Consider the following 14,839-nt stretch of genomic DNA (forward strand, 5'->3'; position numbering starts at 1 on the left):
AGCCGAGCGACTGTTGCACGCGCTCGCGCGGCACGCCGAAGCTGAAGCGATTGCCGAAAAACTGCTGGAAGAAGGGGTCGTTGAAGAAGGGCGACCGCGCCTGCTCCTTCACGACCCGCTTCGTATAGACATTGACGACGGCGGGCGCGACGCGCTTCACCACAGGCGCATAGGAGAGCTCGACCTCGCCGCGGCTCGACGGCACTCTCTTCCCGGTATCCGCCCGCGCGGCCCAGGGAAAAAGAGCAAGCACCGAACCGAGAAGAACCGCCGCGAGCGTCATCGCGAAAGCGCCCGTCCAGGAAGACTCCGACAACATTTCCACCACCATTGCGCTCGCCCCGGAAAGGACGGGCATTCGGCCCCTAAAGCCCAGATACAGATTTGCCGCGGGTAAATTTTGCGGGGCGCGGCGCGGCCTGACAAGGCTGAATTGGCCGCCGGACCGTTACCGGGTTGTCATGAAGCGCACAAGAAAAAGGCGGCATCCGAAGATGCCGCCCTGAACTTTTGGAAAGCGCGCCCGATCAGGCGTCTTCCATCTCCTCGTCGGACAAGACCGGACCGGAGTCCTGACCCTTCGCGCTCTCGTCGCGATCGACGAACTCGATCACGGCCATCGGCGCGCTGTCGCCGTGACGGAAGCCGGCCTTGAGCACGCGGATGTAACCACCCTGGCGCTCCTGATAGCGCGGGCCCAGCACGTCGAAGAGCTTCGCCGCCCAGACCTTGTCCGGAAGCGCCGCATAGGCCTGACGGCGCGCATGCAGGTCGCCGCGCTTGCCCAGCGTGACGAGCTTCTCGACATAGGGACGCAGTTCCTTCGCCTTCGGCAGCGTCGTGACGATCTGCTCATGCTTGATGAGCGCAACCGCCATGTTGGCGAGCATGGCCTTGCGATGGCTTGCGGTCCGGTTGAGCTTGCGGCCTGCTTTTGCGTGGCGCATGGGCCCTTCTCCTCATTAGGTGCGGCGTCGTCAGGACGCGGCGTTGATCACTTAATACTGGTCTTCGTACCGCTTCGCCAGCTCTTCGATATTCTCCGGCGGCCAGTTCGGGACTTCCATACCGAGATGGAGGCCCATCTGAGCGAGGACTTCCTTGATCTCGTTCAGCGACTTGCGGCCGAAGTTCGGAGTGCGGAGCATTTCGCTCTCCGTCTTCTGGATGAGGTCGCCGATATAGACGATGTTGTCGTTCTTCAGGCAGTTGGCCGAACGGACGGAAAGCTCCAGCTCGTCGACCTTCTTGAGCAGCGCGGCGTTGAACTCGAGTTCCGGACGCGCTTCCTCGACATGCTTCTGCTCCGGCTCTTCGAAGTTCACGAAGGTCTGGAGCTGGTCCTGCAGGATGCGCGCGGCATAGGCCACGGCATCTTCCGGCGTGACGGCGCCGTTCGTCTCGATCTGCAGCGTGAGCTTGTCATAGTCGAGCACCTGCCCCTCGCGGGTGTTCTCGACCTTGTAGGAGACGCGCTTCACCGGGCCGTAGAGGCTGTCGATCGGGATAAGACCGATCGGCGCGTCTTCGGGGCGGTTGCGGTCGGACGCGACATAGCCCTTGCCGAGCGCGACGGTGAACTCCATGCGGATCTCGGCGCCCTCGTCGAGGGTGCAGATCACGAGATCGGGGTTCAGCACTTCGATGTCTGCACCGGCGGTGATGTCGCCGGCGGTGACGACGCCCGGGCCCTTCTTCGAGAGCGACATGCGCTTCGGGCCTTCGGCGTGCAGACGCAGCGCCAGGTTCTTGATGTTCAGGATGATGTCCGTCACATCCTCGCGGACGCCCGCGATGGAGGAGAACTCATGCAGCACGCCGTCGATCTGAACGGCGGTAACGGCCGCGCCCTGAAGCGAGGACATCAGCACGCGGCGAAGCGCGTTGCCGAGGGTGAGGCCGAAGCCGCGCTCGAGCGGCTCGGCGACGACCGTCGCGAAACGCTGCGCATCATGGCCCGGATTGATTTCGAGCTTGTTCGGTTTGATAAGCTCTTCCCAGTTCTTCTGGATCACGTCGATAACCTCGTGCCGTCGTTTGCGGAGCGCTTGCGCGCTCCGGGCGGGAGACATCCGCCACCTGATCTCTTTAACGTCCGCTCCACCATTCAATCGTGCGAGCGTGGGACGTGGCAGCGCGCCCGAAGGCGCGCAAACCAGATACCGGTCGTTAGACGCGGCGCCGCTTGGGCGGGCGGCAACCATTGTGCGGGATCGGCGTCACGTCGCGGATGGTCGTGACGGTGAAGCCCACCGACTGCAGCGCGCGAAGCGCCGACTCGCGGCCCGAACCCGGACCGCAAACCTCGACTTCGAGGGTGCGCATACCGTGTTCCATGGCCTTCTTGCCCGCATCTTCAGCCGCCATCTGCGCGGCGAAGGGCGTCGACTTGCGGCTGCCCTTGAAGCCCATCATGCCGGCCGACGACCACGAGATCGCATTGCCCTGCGCGTCCGTGATCGTGATCATCGTGTTGTTGAACGTGGAATTCACGTGGGCGACGCCCGACGAGATATTCTTACGTTCCTTGCGCTTTACGCGCACCTTTTCCTTCGCCATCCGTATTCAACCTTCGTGTCACGCGGGAAACGCGAAACCAGCGCCCCGGCTCTCAATGTCCTGTAGGGCGTTACTTCTTCTTGCCTGCGATCGCCTTGGCCGGGCCCTTGCGCGTGCGCGCATTGGTGTGGGTACGCTGGCCACGAACGGGGAGACCCTTGCGGTGGCGCAGACCGCGATAGCAGCCGAGATCCATCAGCCGCTTGATGTTCATCGCCACTTCACGGCGCAGATCGCCTTCCACGAGATAATCGCGGTCGATCGTCTCGCGGATCTGGATGACCTCGGCGTCGGTCAGCTCATTGACGCGCCGTTCGGCCGGAATGCCGACCGCAGCACAGATTTCCTTGGCCTTGGCGTCGCCAATGCCGTGGATATAGGTCAGCGCGATGAGCACCCGCTTGTTGGTCGGGATATTGACGCCAGCGATACGAGCCACGTGTCTCTCCTAAACTTCGGGAATCGCTTGAACGGCACCTGTACGAAAATCCCGGCTGGGACCATCCGAAAACCGCGGAAATCCGCCAATTTTCGGCCCAGAACCGGACAATTCTCTGAAAGTACCGCCGCGAAGGCCGGGATTATAGAATTTACTACTTCCCAGTCAACCGGCTAAGCGAACTGCCCTTTCCTTTTCAAAGCCCGAGGGCCGCCTCGATCTGGCGGGTTACCTCATCCATGTCTTTCATGCCATCCACGGTCTTGAGCTTGCCCTTGCCCTTGTAATAGGCGATCAGGGGCGCCGTCTGCTCGTGATAGACCGTGAGACGCTTGGCAAGCGCCTCTGCATTGTCGTCCGCGCGGGCACCGCCGGCGGTTTCCGCGGCGCGGCCCTCGATACGGGCAAGAAGAATGCTGTCGTCGACCTTCAGTTCGACCACGGCATCGAGTTCCGTGCCCTTGCCCTTCAGCATCTCGTCAAGCGCTTCGGCCTGCGCGACGTTCCGGGGGAAACCGTCCAGGATATAGCCCTTGGCCACATCCGGCTGCTCGATGCGTTCGGCGATGATGCCGACCACCACGTCGTTCGGGACGAGCTCGCCCCGCGCCATGATGGTCTCGGCAACCTTGCCGACTTCCGTTCCGGCCGCAACCGCAGCGCGCAGCATGTCGCCCGTCGAGAGCTGCACGAAGCCGTACTTGTTCTCAAGGCGCTTTGCCTGGGTGCCCTTGCCAGCGCCGGGCGGTCCGAGAAGGATCAGTTTCACCGTTTGGCCCCCCGTAGCTTCGACTTCTTGATGAGCCCTTCATACTGGTGGGCGAGCAGATGGCTCTGCACCTGCGACACCGTGTCCATCGTCACGCTCACCACGATGAGGAGCGAAGTGCCGCCGAAATAGAAGGGCACGCTGTATTGCGAGATGAGAATCTCGGGCAGCAGGCAGACGATGGTGAGATAGAGAGCACCGAGCACAGTCAGCCTGGTCAGCACGTAGTCGATATATTCGGCGGTCCGCTGGCCCGGACGGATACCCGGAATGAAGCCGCCATACTTCTTCAGATTGTCGGCCGTATCCGCGGGATTGAAGACGATGGCCGTGTAGAAGAAGGCAAAGAAGATGATGCCCGCGGCATAGAACGCCATGTAGAGCGGCTGGCCATGGCCGAGCAGCGCCGTGACCGTGTTCAGCCAGTCCGGCCCCTGCCCCGCAGTGAAATTCGCGATCGTGATCGGCAGAAGCAGAAGCGACGAGGCGAAAATCGGCGGAATGACGCCGGCCGTGTTGAGCTTCAGCGGCAGATGCGAGCTGTCGCCGCCATAGAGCTTGTTGCCGACCTGGCGCTTTGGATACTGCACGAGGAGACGGCGCTGCGCGCGCTCCACGAAGACGATGCCCATGATGACCGCAATGACCATCACCGCGAGGAAGAGGATGATGGCCGTGGAAATCGCGCCCTGACGGCCAAGCTCCAGCGTGCCGGCAAGCGCGCGCGGCAGTTCCGCGACGATGCCCGAGAAGATGATGAGCGAAATGCCGTTGCCGACGCCGCGCGACGTGATCTGTTCGCCGAGCCACATCAGAAACACAGTGCCGCCGACCAGCGTGATGACGGTGGTGGCGCGGAAGAAGATTCCCGGATCGTTGACGACGTTACCGGCCCCTTCGAGACCGATCGCGATGCCATAGGCCTGGAGCGTGGCAAGGACCACCGTACCGTAGCGCGTGTACTGGTTGATCTGCTTGCGGCCCTGCTCGCCTTCCTTCTTGAGCTGCGCGAGATGCGGCGAGACGCTCGTCATCAGCTGAATGATGATCGAGGCCGAGATGTAAGGCATGATCGCGAGCGCGAAGATCGCCATGCGCCCGACGGCGCCGCCCGCGAACATGTCGAAGACGCCGAGAATGCCCGACTGCTGCTGCTGGAAGACCTGCGCCAGCGCCGCCGGATCGATGCCGGGCAGCGGGATATAGGTGCCGAGGCGATAAACGAGGAGCGCACCCAGGGTGAACCAGATGCGCTTCTTCAGCTCCGTCGCCTTGGAAAAGGCAGAGAAGTTGAGGTTTGCCGCAAGCTGTTCAGCTGCTGATGCCATTCATCTCACCTTGCACACCGGGAGAAATCCCGTGGCTACGCTTACTCGGCCGCAGCTTTCGCCTTGGGCTCGACCACCGTCACGGAACCGCCGGCCTTTTCGACGGCTTCCTTCGCACCCGCGGAGCAACCCGCGACCACGAAGTCGAGCTTCGCCTTGAGCTCGCCCTGGCCGAGGAGACGCACCCCGTCCTTCGCGCGGCGGATGACGCCGGCAGCGATGAGCGCGGCGGCATCGACCTTGGCGCCCTTGTCGAGCTTGCCGGCATCGATCGCAGCCTGCACGCGACCGATGTTGACGGTGTTGTAGTCGAGGCGGAACAGGTTCTTGAAGCCGCGCTTCGGCAGGCGCATGTGGATCGGCATCTGGCCGCCCTCATAGCCTTTGATGGCGACGCCGGTGCGGGACTTCTGACCCTTCACGCCGCGGCCACCCGTCTTGCCCTTGCCGGAGCCGATACCGCGTCCGACGCGGATGCGCGACTTGCGTGCGCCTTCGTTATCCCGGATTTCGTTCAGTTTCATCACTATGCCTCGCGAGCCTGATGCTCAGTCGATTGATGGGTGCTGCTCAGGCCTCGTCCACGACGCGGACGAGATGGGCCACCTTGTTGATCATGCCGCGTACGGCGGGAGTGTCCTCCAAGGTGCGCGTGCGGCGCATCTTGTTGAGGCCCAGGCCGATCAGCGTCTGCCGCTGCGACGGCTCGCGCCGCAGGGGGCTGGCGATCTGCTGCACGGTAACCGTCTTGTCGCCGGACTTCTTCGCTGACATCGTTCGTTCCTCTCGCCTTACTCGAGACCGGCCTCGGCTGCGGCGTCCGAACGGCGGCCAACGATTTCGCTGACTTTCTTGCCGCGGCGCGCCGCGACCATGCGCGGGCTCTGCTCATTTTTCAGCGCGTCGAACGTCGCACGCACCATGTTGTAGGGGTTCGACGAACCGAGCGACTTCGCCACCACGTCCTGGACGCCGAGCGTCTCGAACACGGCGCGCATCGGACCGCCCGCGATGATGCCGGTGCCGGGAGGCGCCGCGCGGAGCACGACGCGGCCCGCACCATGGCGGCCGTCGACGTCGTGATGCAGCGTCCGGCCTTCGCGCAGCGGCACACGGACCATCGAGCGCTTGGCGGCTTCCGTCGCCTTGCGGATCGCTTCCGGCACTTCGCGCGCCTTGCCGTGACCGAAGCCGACGCGGCCCTTCTGATCGCCCACGACCACGAGCGCGGCGAAGCCGAAGCGGCGACCGCCCTTCACGACCTTGGCGACGCGATTGATGTGGACCAGCTTGTCCACGAATTCGCTATCGCGCTCGTCCCGATCCCGGTCTCTGTTCTCTTTACGTGCCACAGCCAAAATCCTTTAGAAGTTGAGACCGCCTTCGCGGGCGCCATCGGCGAGCGCTTTCACACGCCCATGGTAGATGTAACCGCCGCGATCGAAGACGACATCGGTGATGCCGGCTTCCTTCGCGCGCTCGGCGAGGAGCTTGCCGACCGCCGCCGCGGCTTCGACATTGGCGCCGGTCTTCGACTTGAGCGCTTCCTCGAGAGAGGAAGCCGCCGCGACCGTCACGCCGCGCGCATCGTCGATCACCTGCGCGTAGATGTGCTTGGACGACCGGAACACCGACAGACGCGGGCGGATCGTCGACGCACGGGCAAGCTTCGCGCGATTGCGCTGGGCCCGGCGATTGGAAAGTGTCTTCGTGTTCATGGCCTGCATCCACTCACTTCTTCTTGCCTTCCTTGCGGAAGATATACTCGCCGGCGTACTTCACGCCCTTGCCCTTGTAGGGCTCGGGGCCGCGATAGCCGCGGATCTCGGCAGCAACCTGCCCGACCTTCTGCTTGTCGATGCCGGTGATCACGATTTCGGTCGGCTTCGTGCACTTGATGTCGATGCCTTCCGGGATCGGATACAGCACTTCGTGGCTAAAGCCGAGGTTGAGCTGCAGGTTCTTGCCCTGGATCGCCGCACGATAGCCGACGCCGTTGATTTCCAGCGTCTTCGTGAAGCCGTCCGTGACGCCGTCCACCAGGTTCTTCACCAGCGTGCGGCTGAGGCCCCACATCGCACGGGCGCGCTGCGTATCCTCGCGCGGAGCGATCTTCAGCCCCGCATCGACCTGCTCCACCGTGACATCTTCCACAAGCGTGAGCTTGAGCTCGCCCTTCGGACCCTTCGCGGCCACTTCCTGGCCGTTCAGCGTCACCGTCACCCCTTTGGGGACTTCGACGGGGTATTTACCAATTCGCGACATGGTCTCTGTTTCCTGTCGTCACTATCTCGTTGCCGCCACGTCCTAGAAGACGCGGCAGAGCACCTCGCCACCCACATTCTGTTCCTTCGCCGCCGCATCGGACATGATGCCCTTCGGCGTCGAGAGGATCGAAATGCCGAGGCCGTTGTGAACCGTGGGCATCGTCTTTACGGACGAATACACCCGGCGGCCCGGCGTCGACACGCGCTCGATCATCTGAATGACGGGTGCGCCTTCATTGTACTTCAGCTCGATCTCGAAATCGCTTTTACCGCCCGTGTATTCGACGCGCGTGTAGCCGCGGATGAAGCCTTCGTCGGCGAGCACATCCAGCACCCAGCCGCGGAGCTTCGAAGCAGGCGTCACCACCTTGCTCTTGCCGCGAAGCTGCGCATTGCGGATACGCGTGATCATATCGCCAAGAGGATCGGTCATCGTCATTCGCGTGTCTCCTACCAGCTCGACTTCACCATGCCGGGGATCTGCCCCCGGGACGCGAGGTCCCGAAGAGCGATACGCGACATGCGCAGCTTGCGGTAATAAGCCTTGCTGCGGCCGGTAATCTCGCAGCGATTGTGAATACGGGTCTTCGACGAATTGCGCGGCAGCTCGGCGAGCTTCAGCTGCGCCTGGAAGCGTTCTTCCATCGAGAGCGACTCGTCCTTCGTCGCGGCCTTGAGCTTGGCACGCTTGGCGGCAAACTTCGCCGTCAGCTTCCGCCGCTTCTGGTCCCGATTAATGGCGCTCTTCTTAGCCATTCAAACCTCCGTGCGTCCGCTTCATTCGGACCGCTGAAAAAATCACTTCGTGAAGGGGAAGTTGAACCGGCGAAGCAGCTCACGCGCCTCGTCGTCCGTCTTCGCCGTCGTGCAGACGATGATGTCCATGCCCCAGACCTGGTCGACCTTGTCGTAGTCGATTTCCGGGAACACGAGGTGCTCCTTGAGACCCATGGCAAAGTTGCCGCGGCCATCGAAGCTCTTCGCGTTGAGCCCGCGGAAGTCGCGGACGCGCGGGAGCGCGATCGTGACCAGGCGGTCCAGGAATTCGTACATCCGGTCCTGGCGCAGCGTGACCTTCACGCCGACCGGCATGCCTTCACGCAGCTTGAACGTCGCGATCGAGGTCCGGGCCTTGGTGATGACCGGCTTCTGGCCGGCAATCGCCTGAAGATCCTCGAAGGCATTCTTGATCTTCTTGGAGTCGGCAACGGCTTCGCCAACGCCCATGTTGATCACGATCTTGTCGATCCGCGGCACTTCGAGCAGGTTCTTGTAGCCGAACTTCTCGGTCAGTTCCGGGCGTACCTTCGCGAGGTACTGCTCCTTCAGCCGCGGCATGTATTGAGCTTCAGCCATCGATCATCTCTCCCGACGCCTTGGCGACGCGAACCTTGCGGCCGTCGTCCAGCGTCTTGAATCCAACTCGCGTCGGCTTGCCGGACTTCGGATCCTGGATCGCGATATTCGACAGGTGCACCTTCGCTTCGCGGGTCACGATGCCGCCGGCAGAGGTCTGCGAGGGCTTCTCGTGGCGCTTCACCATGTTGACGCCCTGCACGAGCGCTTTGTTCTCTTTCGGGAAGACGGCAACAACGTCGCCCTTCTTGCCCTTATCCTTGCCGGTCAGGACGACGACCTTGTCGCCCTTCTTGATCTTCGCAGCCATCACAGCACCTCCGGCGCGAGCGACACGATCTTCATGTGGTTCTTCGCGCGCAGTTCGCGGGTCACCGGGCCGAAGATACGCGTGCCGATCGGTTCGCCCTGATTGTTGATCAGAACCGCCGCATTGCGGTCGAAGCGGATGACGCTGCCGTCGGCGCGACGGATGTCCTTCGCCGTGCGAACGACGACCGCCTTCATGACGTCGCCCTTCTTCACCTTGCCGCGCGGGATCGCTTCCTTGATGCTGACGACGATGATGTCGCCGACGGAAGCGTACTTCCGCTTGGAGCCACCGAGCACCTTGATGCACATCACACGACGCGCACCCGAGTTGTCGGCTACCTCCAGGTTGGTCTCTTGCTGGATCATGACTTCATCCGCCTTGCTCGAACCGGTTCCTGTATCCGAAAGGGATCAGGCCTCGTCCGTAAAAACTTCCCACTTCTTCAGTTTCGAGACCGGCCGGCATTCGCGGATCTTCACGATATCGCCAACCTTCGCGACCTTGTTCTCGTCATGCGCGTGATACTTCTTGGACCGGCGCACGATCTTCTTGAGCAGCGGGTCCTTGAAGCGGCGCTCGACGTTCACGACCACCGTCTTTTCGTTCTTGTCGCTGACCACGACACCCTGAAGGATTCTCTTCGGCATTTCAGTATCCTCAGCCCTTGTTCGCTTCGGTGGCGAGCTGACGCTGGATCGTCTTGATCCGCGCGATGTCGCGACGCACCTGGCGCATCTGGTGAACCTTCTCGAGTTGGCCGCTCGCGCCCTGGAAGCGCAGGTTGAATTGCGTCTTCTTGAGCTTCAGCAGCTCGTCCTGGAGCTGGTCCGGCGTCATGTCTCGTACTTCGCTGGCCTTCATGGCCTTACCCTTTCATTCGTCCGCTAAAGAAGCGGGGTCTTGATGTCTCAGGCGTGCTCGCCGGGACGCGACACAAACCGCGTCTTGATCGGAAGCTTGGCGGCGCCAAGCCGCAGAGCCTCCTCGGCGATCGCATGCGGTACGCCGTCGATCTCGAACATGATGCGGCCCGGCTTCACGCGCGCCGCCCAATATTCCGGCGCACCCTTGCCCTTGCCCATGCGGACTTCGGTCGGCTTCGAGGAAACCGGCACGTCCGGGAAAATCCGGATCCACACGCGCCCCGCACGCTTCATGTGACGGGTGATCGCGCGGCGCGCCGCCTCGATCTGCCGGGCCGTGATGCGGGCCGGCTCCTGCGCCTTGAGGCCGAAAGCCCCAAAGTCGAGATTCATTCCGCCCTTGGCCTTGCCATGGATGCGGCCCTTGTGAGCCTTGCGGAACTTAGTGCGCTTCGGTTGCAACATGATCGAAACTCTCTTCGCTCAATTCTTCAGGCTCAGCCGCGCTCTTCGCGACGCTGGCGGCCACCGCCCTCACCGCCGCCTTCGAGCGCGCGGCGCTCGGAAGCCATCGGATCGTGCTCGAGGATCTCGCCCTTGTAGATCCAGACCTTAACGCCGCAGGTGCCGTAGGCAGTCTTCGCCGTCGCCACGCCATAGTCGATATCGGCGCGAAGCGTGTGCAGCGGCACCCGGCCTTCGCGATACCATTCCGTGCGCGCGATTTCGGCACCGCCGAGACGGCCCGCGCAGTTGATGCGGATGCCGCCGGCGCCGAGACGCATGGCCGACTGCACCGCCCTCTTCATCGCCCGGCGGAACGCCACGCGGCGCTCAAGCTGCTGCGCGATGTTCTCGGCGACGAGCGTCGCGTCGATCTCGGGCTTGCGCACTTCGACGATGTTCAGATGCACTTCCGAGGAAGTGATCTTGCCGATGTCGCGACGCAGCTTTTCGATGTCCGCGCCCTTCTTGCCGATGACCACGCCCGGACGCGCCGTGTGGATCGCCACGCGGCACTTCTTGTGCGGGCGCTCGATCACGATCTTGGACACGCCGGCCTGCTTCAGCTGCTCGGAAAGCAGCTCGCGGATCTTGATGTCCTCGTGAAGGAGCTGGCCGTACTCGTGACGGCCCGCGAACCAGCGCGAGTCCCAGGTGCGGTTGATGCCGAGCCGCAGACCGATTGGATTGACCTTGTGACCCATCAGGCTTGCTCCTCGACTTGCCGCACGACGATGGTGATCTGGCTGAACGGCTTTTCGATACGGCCGACACGACCGCGAGCCCGCGCATGCCAGCGCTTCATGACCAGGTTCTTGCCCACATAGGCCTCGGAGACGACGAGATCGTCGACATCGAGGTCGTGGTTGTTTTCCGCATTCGCAATCGCGCTCTGCAGAATCTTCTTCACATCGCCCGCGATCCGCTTGCGCGAGAAGGTGAGGTCGGCAAGCGCCGTCTCGACCTTCTTGCCGCGAATGAGCTGCGCGACGAGATTGAGCTTCTGCGGGCTCACCCGAAGCATCCGGCCAACGGCCTGCGCTTCATTATCGGGCAGGCGACGCTTTGTAGCAGCTTTGCCCATGATTTAGCCCTTCTTCGCTTTCTTGTCGGCCGTGTGACCGTAGTAGGTCCGCGTCGGCGAGAACTCGCCAAGCTTGTGGCCCACCATGTCTTCGGTCACGAGCACCGGAACATGCTTCTTGCCATTGTGGACGCCGAACGTCAGGCCCACGAACTGCGGCAGGATGGTGGAGCGACGGCTCCACGTCTTGATGACTTCCTTGCGGGCCGACGAACGCGACGCTTCCGCCTTCTTCAGAAGGTAGCCATCCACGAAGGGACCCTTTTTGAGAGAACGTGACATATCGAGCTCCCTTAACCCTTCTTCTTCTTCTGGTGACGGCTACGAACGATGTACTTGTCCGTGGCCTTGTTCTGACGCGTCTTCTTGCCCTTGGTCGGCTTGCCCCACGGCGTAACCGGGTGGCGGCCGCCCGAGGTGCGGCCTTCGCCGCCGCCATGCGGATGGTCGACCGGGTTCATCACGACGCCGCGAACGTGCGGGCGCTTGCCGAGCCAGCGATTACGGCCGGCCTTGGCGATGGTGATGTTCGAGTGGTCGGGGTTCGACACGGCGCCGATCGTCGCCATGCACGTCCCCGGCACCATGCGCTGTTCGCCCGACGAGAGACGGAGGAGCGCGTAGCCCTGGTCGCGGCCGACGAGCTGCACATAGGCGCCCGCCGAACGGGCGATCTGGCCGCCCTTGCCCGGCTTCATCTCGACATTGTGGACGATCGTACCGACCGGAATGTTCGAGAGCGGCATCGCGTTGCCCGGCTTCACGTCCACCCGGTTGCCCGAGACCACCATGTCGCCCGCAGCAAGACGCTGCGGCGCCAGGATGTAGGAGAGCTCACCATCCTCATACTTGATGAGGGCGATGAACGCCGTGCGGTTCGGATCGTATTCCAGCCGCTCGACCGTGGCGGGCATATCCGCCTTGGAGCGCTTGAAGTCGATCATGCGATAGCTGCGCTTGTGACCGCCGCCACGGAACCGGACCGTGATACGGCCGTGATTGTTCCGGCCGCCGGACTTCGTCAGTCCTTCGGTCAGGCTCTTGACCGGCTTGCCCTTGTAAAGGCCCGAGCGGTCGACGAGCACAAGGCCGCGCTGCGCGGGGCTTGTCGGTTTGTACTTTTTCAGTGCCATCGTTCCAGGCTTCTCACTTTGAAGGCTTCAGCAGCCCCACTTGAAGTCCAGGACTTAAAGTCCAGTCGTCACGTCGATCGAGTGGCCCTCTTCGAGGGTGACGATCGCCTTCTTGAAATCGCTCTGCCGCCCCGCGATACCACGGAACCGCTTGGTCTTGCCCTTCCGGTTCAGCGTGTTCACCGCCTTCACCTTCACGTCGAAGAGCTTCTCGACCGCTTCCTTGACCTGCGGCTTCGTCGCATCGGACGCCACCTTGAAGATGACCTGGTTCGCTTCCGAAGCCATCGTCGCCTTTTCGGTGATCACCGGCGACACGATGATGTCGTAATAACGCTCGTTCATTTGAAGCGAGCCTCCAGGCTTTCAAGTGCGGCCTTGGTCAGCACCAGCTTCTCATGCCGCAGAATGTCGTACACGTTGATGCCCTGCACCGGCAGCACATCGACCTTGGGAAGGTTGCGAGCCGCAAGCGCGAAGTTCTGATCGAGCTCCGCACCGTCGATGACCAGCACCGAAGTGAGGCCGAGCTTCGCAAACGCATCCTTCGCCGCCTTCGTCTTCGGTTCGGCGAGCTTCGCCGCATCGAGAACGATCAGGTTGTCGCTCTTCGCCTTGGACGAAAGCGCGTGGCGCAGCGCCAAGGCGCGCACCTTCTTCGGCAGGTCGAACGCATGGCTGCGAACAACCGGACCGAAAGCCTTGCCGCCGCCGCGGAACTGCGGCGCCTTGCGGTCGCCGTGACGGGCGCCGCCGGAGCCCTTCTGCTTCACGAACTTCTTGCCCGTGAGCGCGATCTCGGAGCGGCCCTTCGTCTTGTGCGTACCGGCCTGACGCTTCGCAAGCTGCCACGCAACCATCCGGTGAAGGATGTCGGCGCGCGGCTCGAGCGCGAAGACTTCGTCCGTCAGATCGACGGTGCCCGCCTTCTTGGCTTCAAGCGTTTGAACGTCGATCTTCATCACGCACCTTCCTTCGGAGCTTCGGCTTCTTCAGCGGGTGCCTCGGCAGGCGCTTCCACAGCCGGAGCGGCGGCAACTTCGCCATTGCGGCGGAACGCGCCCGGCACGGGAACACCTTCCGGCAGCGCCGTCTTCACGGCGTCGCGCACCAGCACCCAGCCGCCCTTCGAGCCAGGCACCGCGCCCTTCACCATGATGAGACCCTTCTCGGCGTCCGTGCGGACGACTTCGAGGTTCTGCGTGGTGACGCGAGTGGCACCCATGTGACCGGCCATCTTCTTGCCTTTGAAGACCTTGCCCGGATCCTGGTTCTGGCCGGTCGAGCCGTGGCTACGATGGCTGACCGACACACCGTGCGTCGCGCGAAGACCACCGAAATTGTGGCGCTTCATGACACCGGCAAAGCCCTTACCGATCGAGGTTCCGCTGACATCGACATACTGGCCGGCCACGAAATGGTCCGCCGTAATCTCGACGCCCACCTCGAGCAGGTTGTCGGGGCTCACGCGGAACTCGACAAGCTCAAGCTTCGGCTCGACCGACGCGCGCGCGAACTGGCCGCGCTGCGCATTCGGCACGTTCTTCGCTTTGGCACGGCCTGTGCCAAGCTGAACCGCCGTGTAGCCGTTCTTTTCATCCGTGCGCTGGCTGACAACCTGACAGTTGTCGAGCTTCAGCACCGTGACCGGAACATGACGACCGTCTTCCATGAAGAGACGGGTCATACCGACCTTTTTGACAATCACTCCGGAACGCATGGGTCCCATTCCTCGTTTTGATCGACGACCAGGCTCAGAGCTTGATCTCGACATCCACACCCGCAGCGAGATCGAGCTTCATCAGCGCGTCAACGGTCTGGGGAGTGGGGTCTACGATGTCGAGCACACGCTTGTGTGTCCGAATTTCAAACTGCTCGCGGCTCTTCTTGTCGATATGCGGGCCACGCAGCACGGTGAACTTCTCAAGCCGGGTCGGCAGCGGGATCGGACCCAGAACCTGGGCACCCGTGCGCTTCGCCGTGTTGACGATCTCGCGGGTCGATACGTCGAGCACGCGGTGATCGAAGCCTTTCAACCGGATGCGAATTTTCTGCCTTTGCATTTTCGTCCTCGTGCCTGTCGGCCGAATTAAGCGGGGCGCGGTTCGTCCGCGCCCCGTAACTGATTACTTCAACACCTTTGAGACGACGCCGGCGCCGACGGTACGGCCGCCTTCACGGATGGCGAAGCGCAGCTTCTCTTCCATCGCGATCGGCGCGATCA

The 14,839-nt window shown here is 62.7% G+C and carries 27 protein-coding genes and 2 pseudogenes; all 29 read right to left on the reverse strand.

The window, feature by feature from the left end:
• A pseudogene (locus ACKUUH_RS16045) lies at positions 1 to 283 on the reverse strand (serine protease); the annotation flags it as partial.
• A 244-nt stretch (positions 284 to 527) separates the two neighbouring features.
• Positions 528 to 947 carry a 50S ribosomal protein L17 gene (rplQ, locus tag ACKUUH_RS16050; RefSeq protein ID WP_293218218.1) on the reverse strand — a complete coding sequence of 140 codons (420 nt, stop codon included), beginning with the start codon at positions 945 to 947 and terminating at the stop codon, positions 528 to 530.
• 51 nt (positions 948 to 998) lie between these two features.
• Positions 999 to 2,072: a DNA-directed RNA polymerase subunit alpha gene (locus tag ACKUUH_RS16055; protein ID WP_293218216.1), complete on the reverse strand. Its 1,074-nt coding sequence runs from the start codon at positions 2,070 to 2,072 to the stop codon at positions 999 to 1,001.
• Positions 2,073 to 2,169: 97 nt separating this feature from the next.
• Positions 2,170 to 2,559: a 30S ribosomal protein S11 gene (rpsK, locus tag ACKUUH_RS16060; RefSeq protein WP_293218213.1), complete on the reverse strand. Its 390-nt coding sequence runs from the start codon at positions 2,557 to 2,559 to the stop codon at positions 2,170 to 2,172.
• Between the two features lie 70 nt (positions 2,560 to 2,629).
• Positions 2,630 to 2,998, reverse strand: coding sequence for a 30S ribosomal protein S13 (rpsM, locus tag ACKUUH_RS16065; RefSeq protein ID WP_293218210.1), 369 nt, complete (start codon positions 2,996 to 2,998; stop codon positions 2,630 to 2,632).
• 196 nt (positions 2,999 to 3,194) lie between these two features.
• Positions 3,195 to 3,767 carry an adenylate kinase gene (locus ACKUUH_RS16070; RefSeq protein WP_407950906.1) on the reverse strand — a complete coding sequence of 191 codons (573 nt, stop codon included), beginning with the start codon at positions 3,765 to 3,767 and terminating at the stop codon, positions 3,195 to 3,197.
• Positions 3,764 to 5,095, reverse strand: coding sequence for a preprotein translocase subunit SecY (gene secY, locus ACKUUH_RS16075; RefSeq protein ID WP_407950907.1), 1,332 nt, complete (start codon positions 5,093 to 5,095; stop codon positions 3,764 to 3,766). Before secY ends, ACKUUH_RS16070 begins: the two co-directional genes overlap by 4 nt.
• A 41-nt stretch (positions 5,096 to 5,136) precedes the next feature.
• Positions 5,137 to 5,619: a 50S ribosomal protein L15 gene (gene rplO, locus ACKUUH_RS16080; protein WP_407950908.1), complete on the reverse strand. Its 483-nt coding sequence runs from the start codon at positions 5,617 to 5,619 to the stop codon at positions 5,137 to 5,139.
• Positions 5,620 to 5,665: 46 nt separating this feature from the next.
• Positions 5,666 to 5,869: a 50S ribosomal protein L30 gene (rpmD, locus tag ACKUUH_RS16085; RefSeq protein WP_407950909.1), complete on the reverse strand. Its 204-nt coding sequence runs from the start codon at positions 5,867 to 5,869 to the stop codon at positions 5,666 to 5,668.
• A 17-nt stretch (positions 5,870 to 5,886) separates the two neighbouring features.
• On the reverse strand, positions 5,887 to 6,453 hold the full coding sequence (gene rpsE / locus ACKUUH_RS16090; RefSeq protein WP_407950910.1) for a 30S ribosomal protein S5: 567 nt from the start codon (positions 6,451 to 6,453) through the stop codon (positions 5,887 to 5,889).
• 6 nt (positions 6,454 to 6,459) lie between these two features.
• Positions 6,460 to 6,813: a 50S ribosomal protein L18 gene (gene rplR, locus ACKUUH_RS16095; RefSeq protein WP_407950911.1), complete on the reverse strand. Its 354-nt coding sequence runs from the start codon at positions 6,811 to 6,813 to the stop codon at positions 6,460 to 6,462.
• A gap of 13 nt (positions 6,814 to 6,826) precedes the next feature.
• Complete coding sequence (rplF, locus tag ACKUUH_RS16100) at positions 6,827 to 7,360, reverse strand: 50S ribosomal protein L6 (RefSeq protein WP_407950912.1); 534 nt, start codon at positions 7,358 to 7,360, stop codon at positions 6,827 to 6,829.
• A gap of 42 nt (positions 7,361 to 7,402) precedes the next feature.
• A complete protein-coding gene (gene rpsH, locus ACKUUH_RS16105; RefSeq protein WP_407950913.1) occupies positions 7,403 to 7,801 on the reverse strand; it encodes a 30S ribosomal protein S8 in 399 nt (132 codons plus the stop codon).
• An 11-nt stretch (positions 7,802 to 7,812) separates the two neighbouring features.
• Positions 7,813 to 8,118, reverse strand: coding sequence for a 30S ribosomal protein S14 (gene rpsN / locus ACKUUH_RS16110; protein WP_407950914.1), 306 nt, complete (start codon positions 8,116 to 8,118; stop codon positions 7,813 to 7,815).
• A gap of 42 nt (positions 8,119 to 8,160) precedes the next feature.
• Positions 8,161 to 8,718 (reverse strand): 50S ribosomal protein L5, encoded by a 558-nt coding sequence (rplE, locus tag ACKUUH_RS16115; protein ID WP_407950915.1) that lies wholly within the window; start codon positions 8,716 to 8,718, stop codon positions 8,161 to 8,163.
• The gene (gene rplX, locus ACKUUH_RS16120) at positions 8,711 to 9,028 is read right to left on the reverse strand and encodes a 50S ribosomal protein L24 (protein WP_407950916.1); all 318 of its coding nucleotides are present in this window, start codon (positions 9,026 to 9,028) and stop codon (positions 8,711 to 8,713) included. The genes rplE and rplX overlap by 8 nt, the downstream gene beginning before the upstream one ends.
• A complete protein-coding gene (rplN, locus tag ACKUUH_RS16125) occupies positions 9,028 to 9,396 on the reverse strand; it encodes a 50S ribosomal protein L14 (protein ID WP_012111668.1) in 369 nt (122 codons plus the stop codon). The genes rplX and rplN overlap by 1 nt, the downstream gene beginning before the upstream one ends.
• Before the next feature lie 45 nt (positions 9,397 to 9,441).
• Positions 9,442 to 9,678, reverse strand: coding sequence for a 30S ribosomal protein S17 (gene rpsQ, locus ACKUUH_RS16130; protein ID WP_322314058.1), 237 nt, complete (start codon positions 9,676 to 9,678; stop codon positions 9,442 to 9,444).
• Between the two features lie 10 nt (positions 9,679 to 9,688).
• A complete protein-coding gene (gene rpmC, locus ACKUUH_RS16135; RefSeq protein WP_407950917.1) occupies positions 9,689 to 9,892 on the reverse strand; it encodes a 50S ribosomal protein L29 in 204 nt (67 codons plus the stop codon).
• A 47-nt stretch (positions 9,893 to 9,939) separates the two neighbouring features.
• On the reverse strand, positions 9,940 to 10,359 hold the full coding sequence (rplP, locus tag ACKUUH_RS16140) for a 50S ribosomal protein L16 (protein WP_407950918.1): 420 nt from the start codon (positions 10,357 to 10,359) through the stop codon (positions 9,940 to 9,942).
• A 32-nt stretch (positions 10,360 to 10,391) separates the two neighbouring features.
• The gene (gene rpsC / locus ACKUUH_RS16145) at positions 10,392 to 11,102 is read right to left on the reverse strand and encodes a 30S ribosomal protein S3 (protein WP_407950919.1); all 711 of its coding nucleotides are present in this window, start codon (positions 11,100 to 11,102) and stop codon (positions 10,392 to 10,394) included.
• Positions 11,102 to 11,482 (reverse strand): 50S ribosomal protein L22, encoded by a 381-nt coding sequence (gene rplV / locus ACKUUH_RS16150; RefSeq protein WP_407950920.1) that lies wholly within the window; start codon positions 11,480 to 11,482, stop codon positions 11,102 to 11,104. The genes rpsC and rplV overlap by 1 nt, the downstream gene beginning before the upstream one ends.
• Before the next feature lie 3 nt (positions 11,483 to 11,485).
• Positions 11,486 to 11,764 (reverse strand): 30S ribosomal protein S19, encoded by a 279-nt coding sequence (gene rpsS / locus ACKUUH_RS16155; RefSeq protein WP_322314053.1) that lies wholly within the window; start codon positions 11,762 to 11,764, stop codon positions 11,486 to 11,488.
• A gap of 11 nt (positions 11,765 to 11,775) precedes the next feature.
• Positions 11,776 to 12,615 carry a 50S ribosomal protein L2 gene (gene rplB, locus ACKUUH_RS16160; protein WP_407950921.1) on the reverse strand — a complete coding sequence of 280 codons (840 nt, stop codon included), beginning with the start codon at positions 12,613 to 12,615 and terminating at the stop codon, positions 11,776 to 11,778.
• A gap of 54 nt (positions 12,616 to 12,669) precedes the next feature.
• Positions 12,670 to 12,960: a 50S ribosomal protein L23 gene (locus tag ACKUUH_RS16165; protein WP_407950922.1), complete on the reverse strand. Its 291-nt coding sequence runs from the start codon at positions 12,958 to 12,960 to the stop codon at positions 12,670 to 12,672.
• Positions 12,957 to 13,577 (reverse strand): 50S ribosomal protein L4, encoded by a 621-nt coding sequence (gene rplD / locus ACKUUH_RS16170; protein WP_407950923.1) that lies wholly within the window; start codon positions 13,575 to 13,577, stop codon positions 12,957 to 12,959. The genes ACKUUH_RS16165 and rplD overlap by 4 nt, the downstream gene beginning before the upstream one ends.
• Positions 13,577 to 14,335: a 50S ribosomal protein L3 gene (gene rplC / locus ACKUUH_RS16175; protein WP_407950924.1), complete on the reverse strand. Its 759-nt coding sequence runs from the start codon at positions 14,333 to 14,335 to the stop codon at positions 13,577 to 13,579. The genes rplD and rplC overlap by 1 nt, the downstream gene beginning before the upstream one ends.
• A 34-nt stretch (positions 14,336 to 14,369) precedes the next feature.
• Complete coding sequence (gene rpsJ / locus ACKUUH_RS16180; protein WP_012111657.1) at positions 14,370 to 14,678, reverse strand: 30S ribosomal protein S10; 309 nt, start codon at positions 14,676 to 14,678, stop codon at positions 14,370 to 14,372.
• A 63-nt stretch (positions 14,679 to 14,741) separates the two neighbouring features.
• Positions 14,742 to 14,839 (reverse strand): annotated as a pseudogene (locus ACKUUH_RS16185) (elongation factor Tu); the annotation flags it as partial.

This window comes from Parvibaculum sp. (assembly GCF_045863935.1).
GTDB lineage: Bacteria > Pseudomonadota > Alphaproteobacteria > Parvibaculales > Parvibaculaceae > Parvibaculum.

Excerpts from the sequence above, each read along its gene's own strand:
- rpsK (WP_293218213.1), bottom strand. The coding sequence starts at position 2,559 with ATGGCGAAGGAAAAGGTGCGCGTAAAGCGCAAGGAACGTAAGAATATC.
- rpsN (WP_407950914.1), bottom strand. The coding sequence starts at position 8,118 with ATGGCTAAGAAGAGCGCCATTAATCGGGACCAGAAGCGGCGGAAGCTG.
- rplN (WP_012111668.1), bottom strand. The coding sequence starts at position 9,396 with ATGATCCAGCAAGAGACCAACCTGGAGGTAGCCGACAACTCGGGTGCG.
- ACKUUH_RS16055 (WP_293218216.1), bottom strand. The coding sequence starts at position 2,072 with ATGTCTCCCGCCCGGAGCGCGCAAGCGCTCCGCAAACGACGGCACGAG.
- rpsQ (WP_322314058.1), bottom strand. The coding sequence starts at position 9,678 with ATGCCGAAGAGAATCCTTCAGGGTGTCGTGGTCAGCGACAAGAACGAA.
- rpsH (WP_407950913.1), bottom strand. The coding sequence starts at position 7,801 with ATGACGATGACCGATCCTCTTGGCGATATGATCACGCGTATCCGCAAT.
- rplX (WP_407950916.1), bottom strand. The coding sequence starts at position 9,028 with ATGGCTGCGAAGATCAAGAAGGGCGACAAGGTCGTCGTCCTGACCGGC.
- rplV (WP_407950920.1), bottom strand. The coding sequence starts at position 11,482 with ATGGGCAAAGCTGCTACAAAGCGTCGCCTGCCCGATAATGAAGCGCAG.
- rplC (WP_407950924.1), bottom strand. The coding sequence starts at position 14,335 with ATGCGTTCCGGAGTGATTGTCAAAAAGGTCGGTATGACCCGTCTCTTC.
- rplE (WP_407950915.1), bottom strand. The coding sequence starts at position 8,718 with ATGGCTGAAGCTCAATACATGCCGCGGCTGAAGGAGCAGTACCTCGCG.
- ACKUUH_RS16165 (WP_407950922.1), bottom strand. The coding sequence starts at position 12,960 with ATGAACGAGCGTTATTACGACATCATCGTGTCGCCGGTGATCACCGAA.
- rplO (WP_407950908.1), bottom strand. The coding sequence starts at position 5,619 with ATGAAACTGAACGAAATCCGGGATAACGAAGGCGCACGCAAGTCGCGC.
- rplP (WP_407950918.1), bottom strand. The coding sequence starts at position 10,359 with ATGTTGCAACCGAAGCGCACTAAGTTCCGCAAGGCTCACAAGGGCCGC.
- rpmD (WP_407950909.1), bottom strand. The coding sequence starts at position 5,869 with ATGTCAGCGAAGAAGTCCGGCGACAAGACGGTTACCGTGCAGCAGATC.
- secY (WP_407950907.1), bottom strand. The coding sequence starts at position 5,095 with ATGGCATCAGCAGCTGAACAGCTTGCGGCAAACCTCAACTTCTCTGCC.
- rpsC (WP_407950919.1), bottom strand. The coding sequence starts at position 11,102 with ATGGGTCACAAGGTCAATCCAATCGGTCTGCGGCTCGGCATCAACCGC.
- rplB (WP_407950921.1), bottom strand. The coding sequence starts at position 12,615 with ATGGCACTGAAAAAGTACAAACCGACAAGCCCCGCGCAGCGCGGCCTT.
- rplQ (WP_293218218.1), bottom strand. The coding sequence starts at position 947 with ATGCGCCACGCAAAAGCAGGCCGCAAGCTCAACCGGACCGCAAGCCAT.
- rpsS (WP_322314053.1), bottom strand. The coding sequence starts at position 11,764 with ATGTCACGTTCTCTCAAAAAGGGTCCCTTCGTGGATGGCTACCTTCTG.
- rpsJ (WP_012111657.1), bottom strand. The coding sequence starts at position 14,678 with ATGCAAAGGCAGAAAATTCGCATCCGGTTGAAAGGCTTCGATCACCGC.
- rplD (WP_407950923.1), bottom strand. The coding sequence starts at position 13,577 with ATGAAGATCGACGTTCAAACGCTTGAAGCCAAGAAGGCGGGCACCGTC.
- rplR (WP_407950911.1), bottom strand. The coding sequence starts at position 6,813 with ATGAACACGAAGACACTTTCCAATCGCCGGGCCCAGCGCAATCGCGCG.
- rpmC (WP_407950917.1), bottom strand. The coding sequence starts at position 9,892 with ATGAAGGCCAGCGAAGTACGAGACATGACGCCGGACCAGCTCCAGGAC.
- rplF (WP_407950912.1), bottom strand. The coding sequence starts at position 7,360 with ATGTCGCGAATTGGTAAATACCCCGTCGAAGTCCCCAAAGGGGTGACG.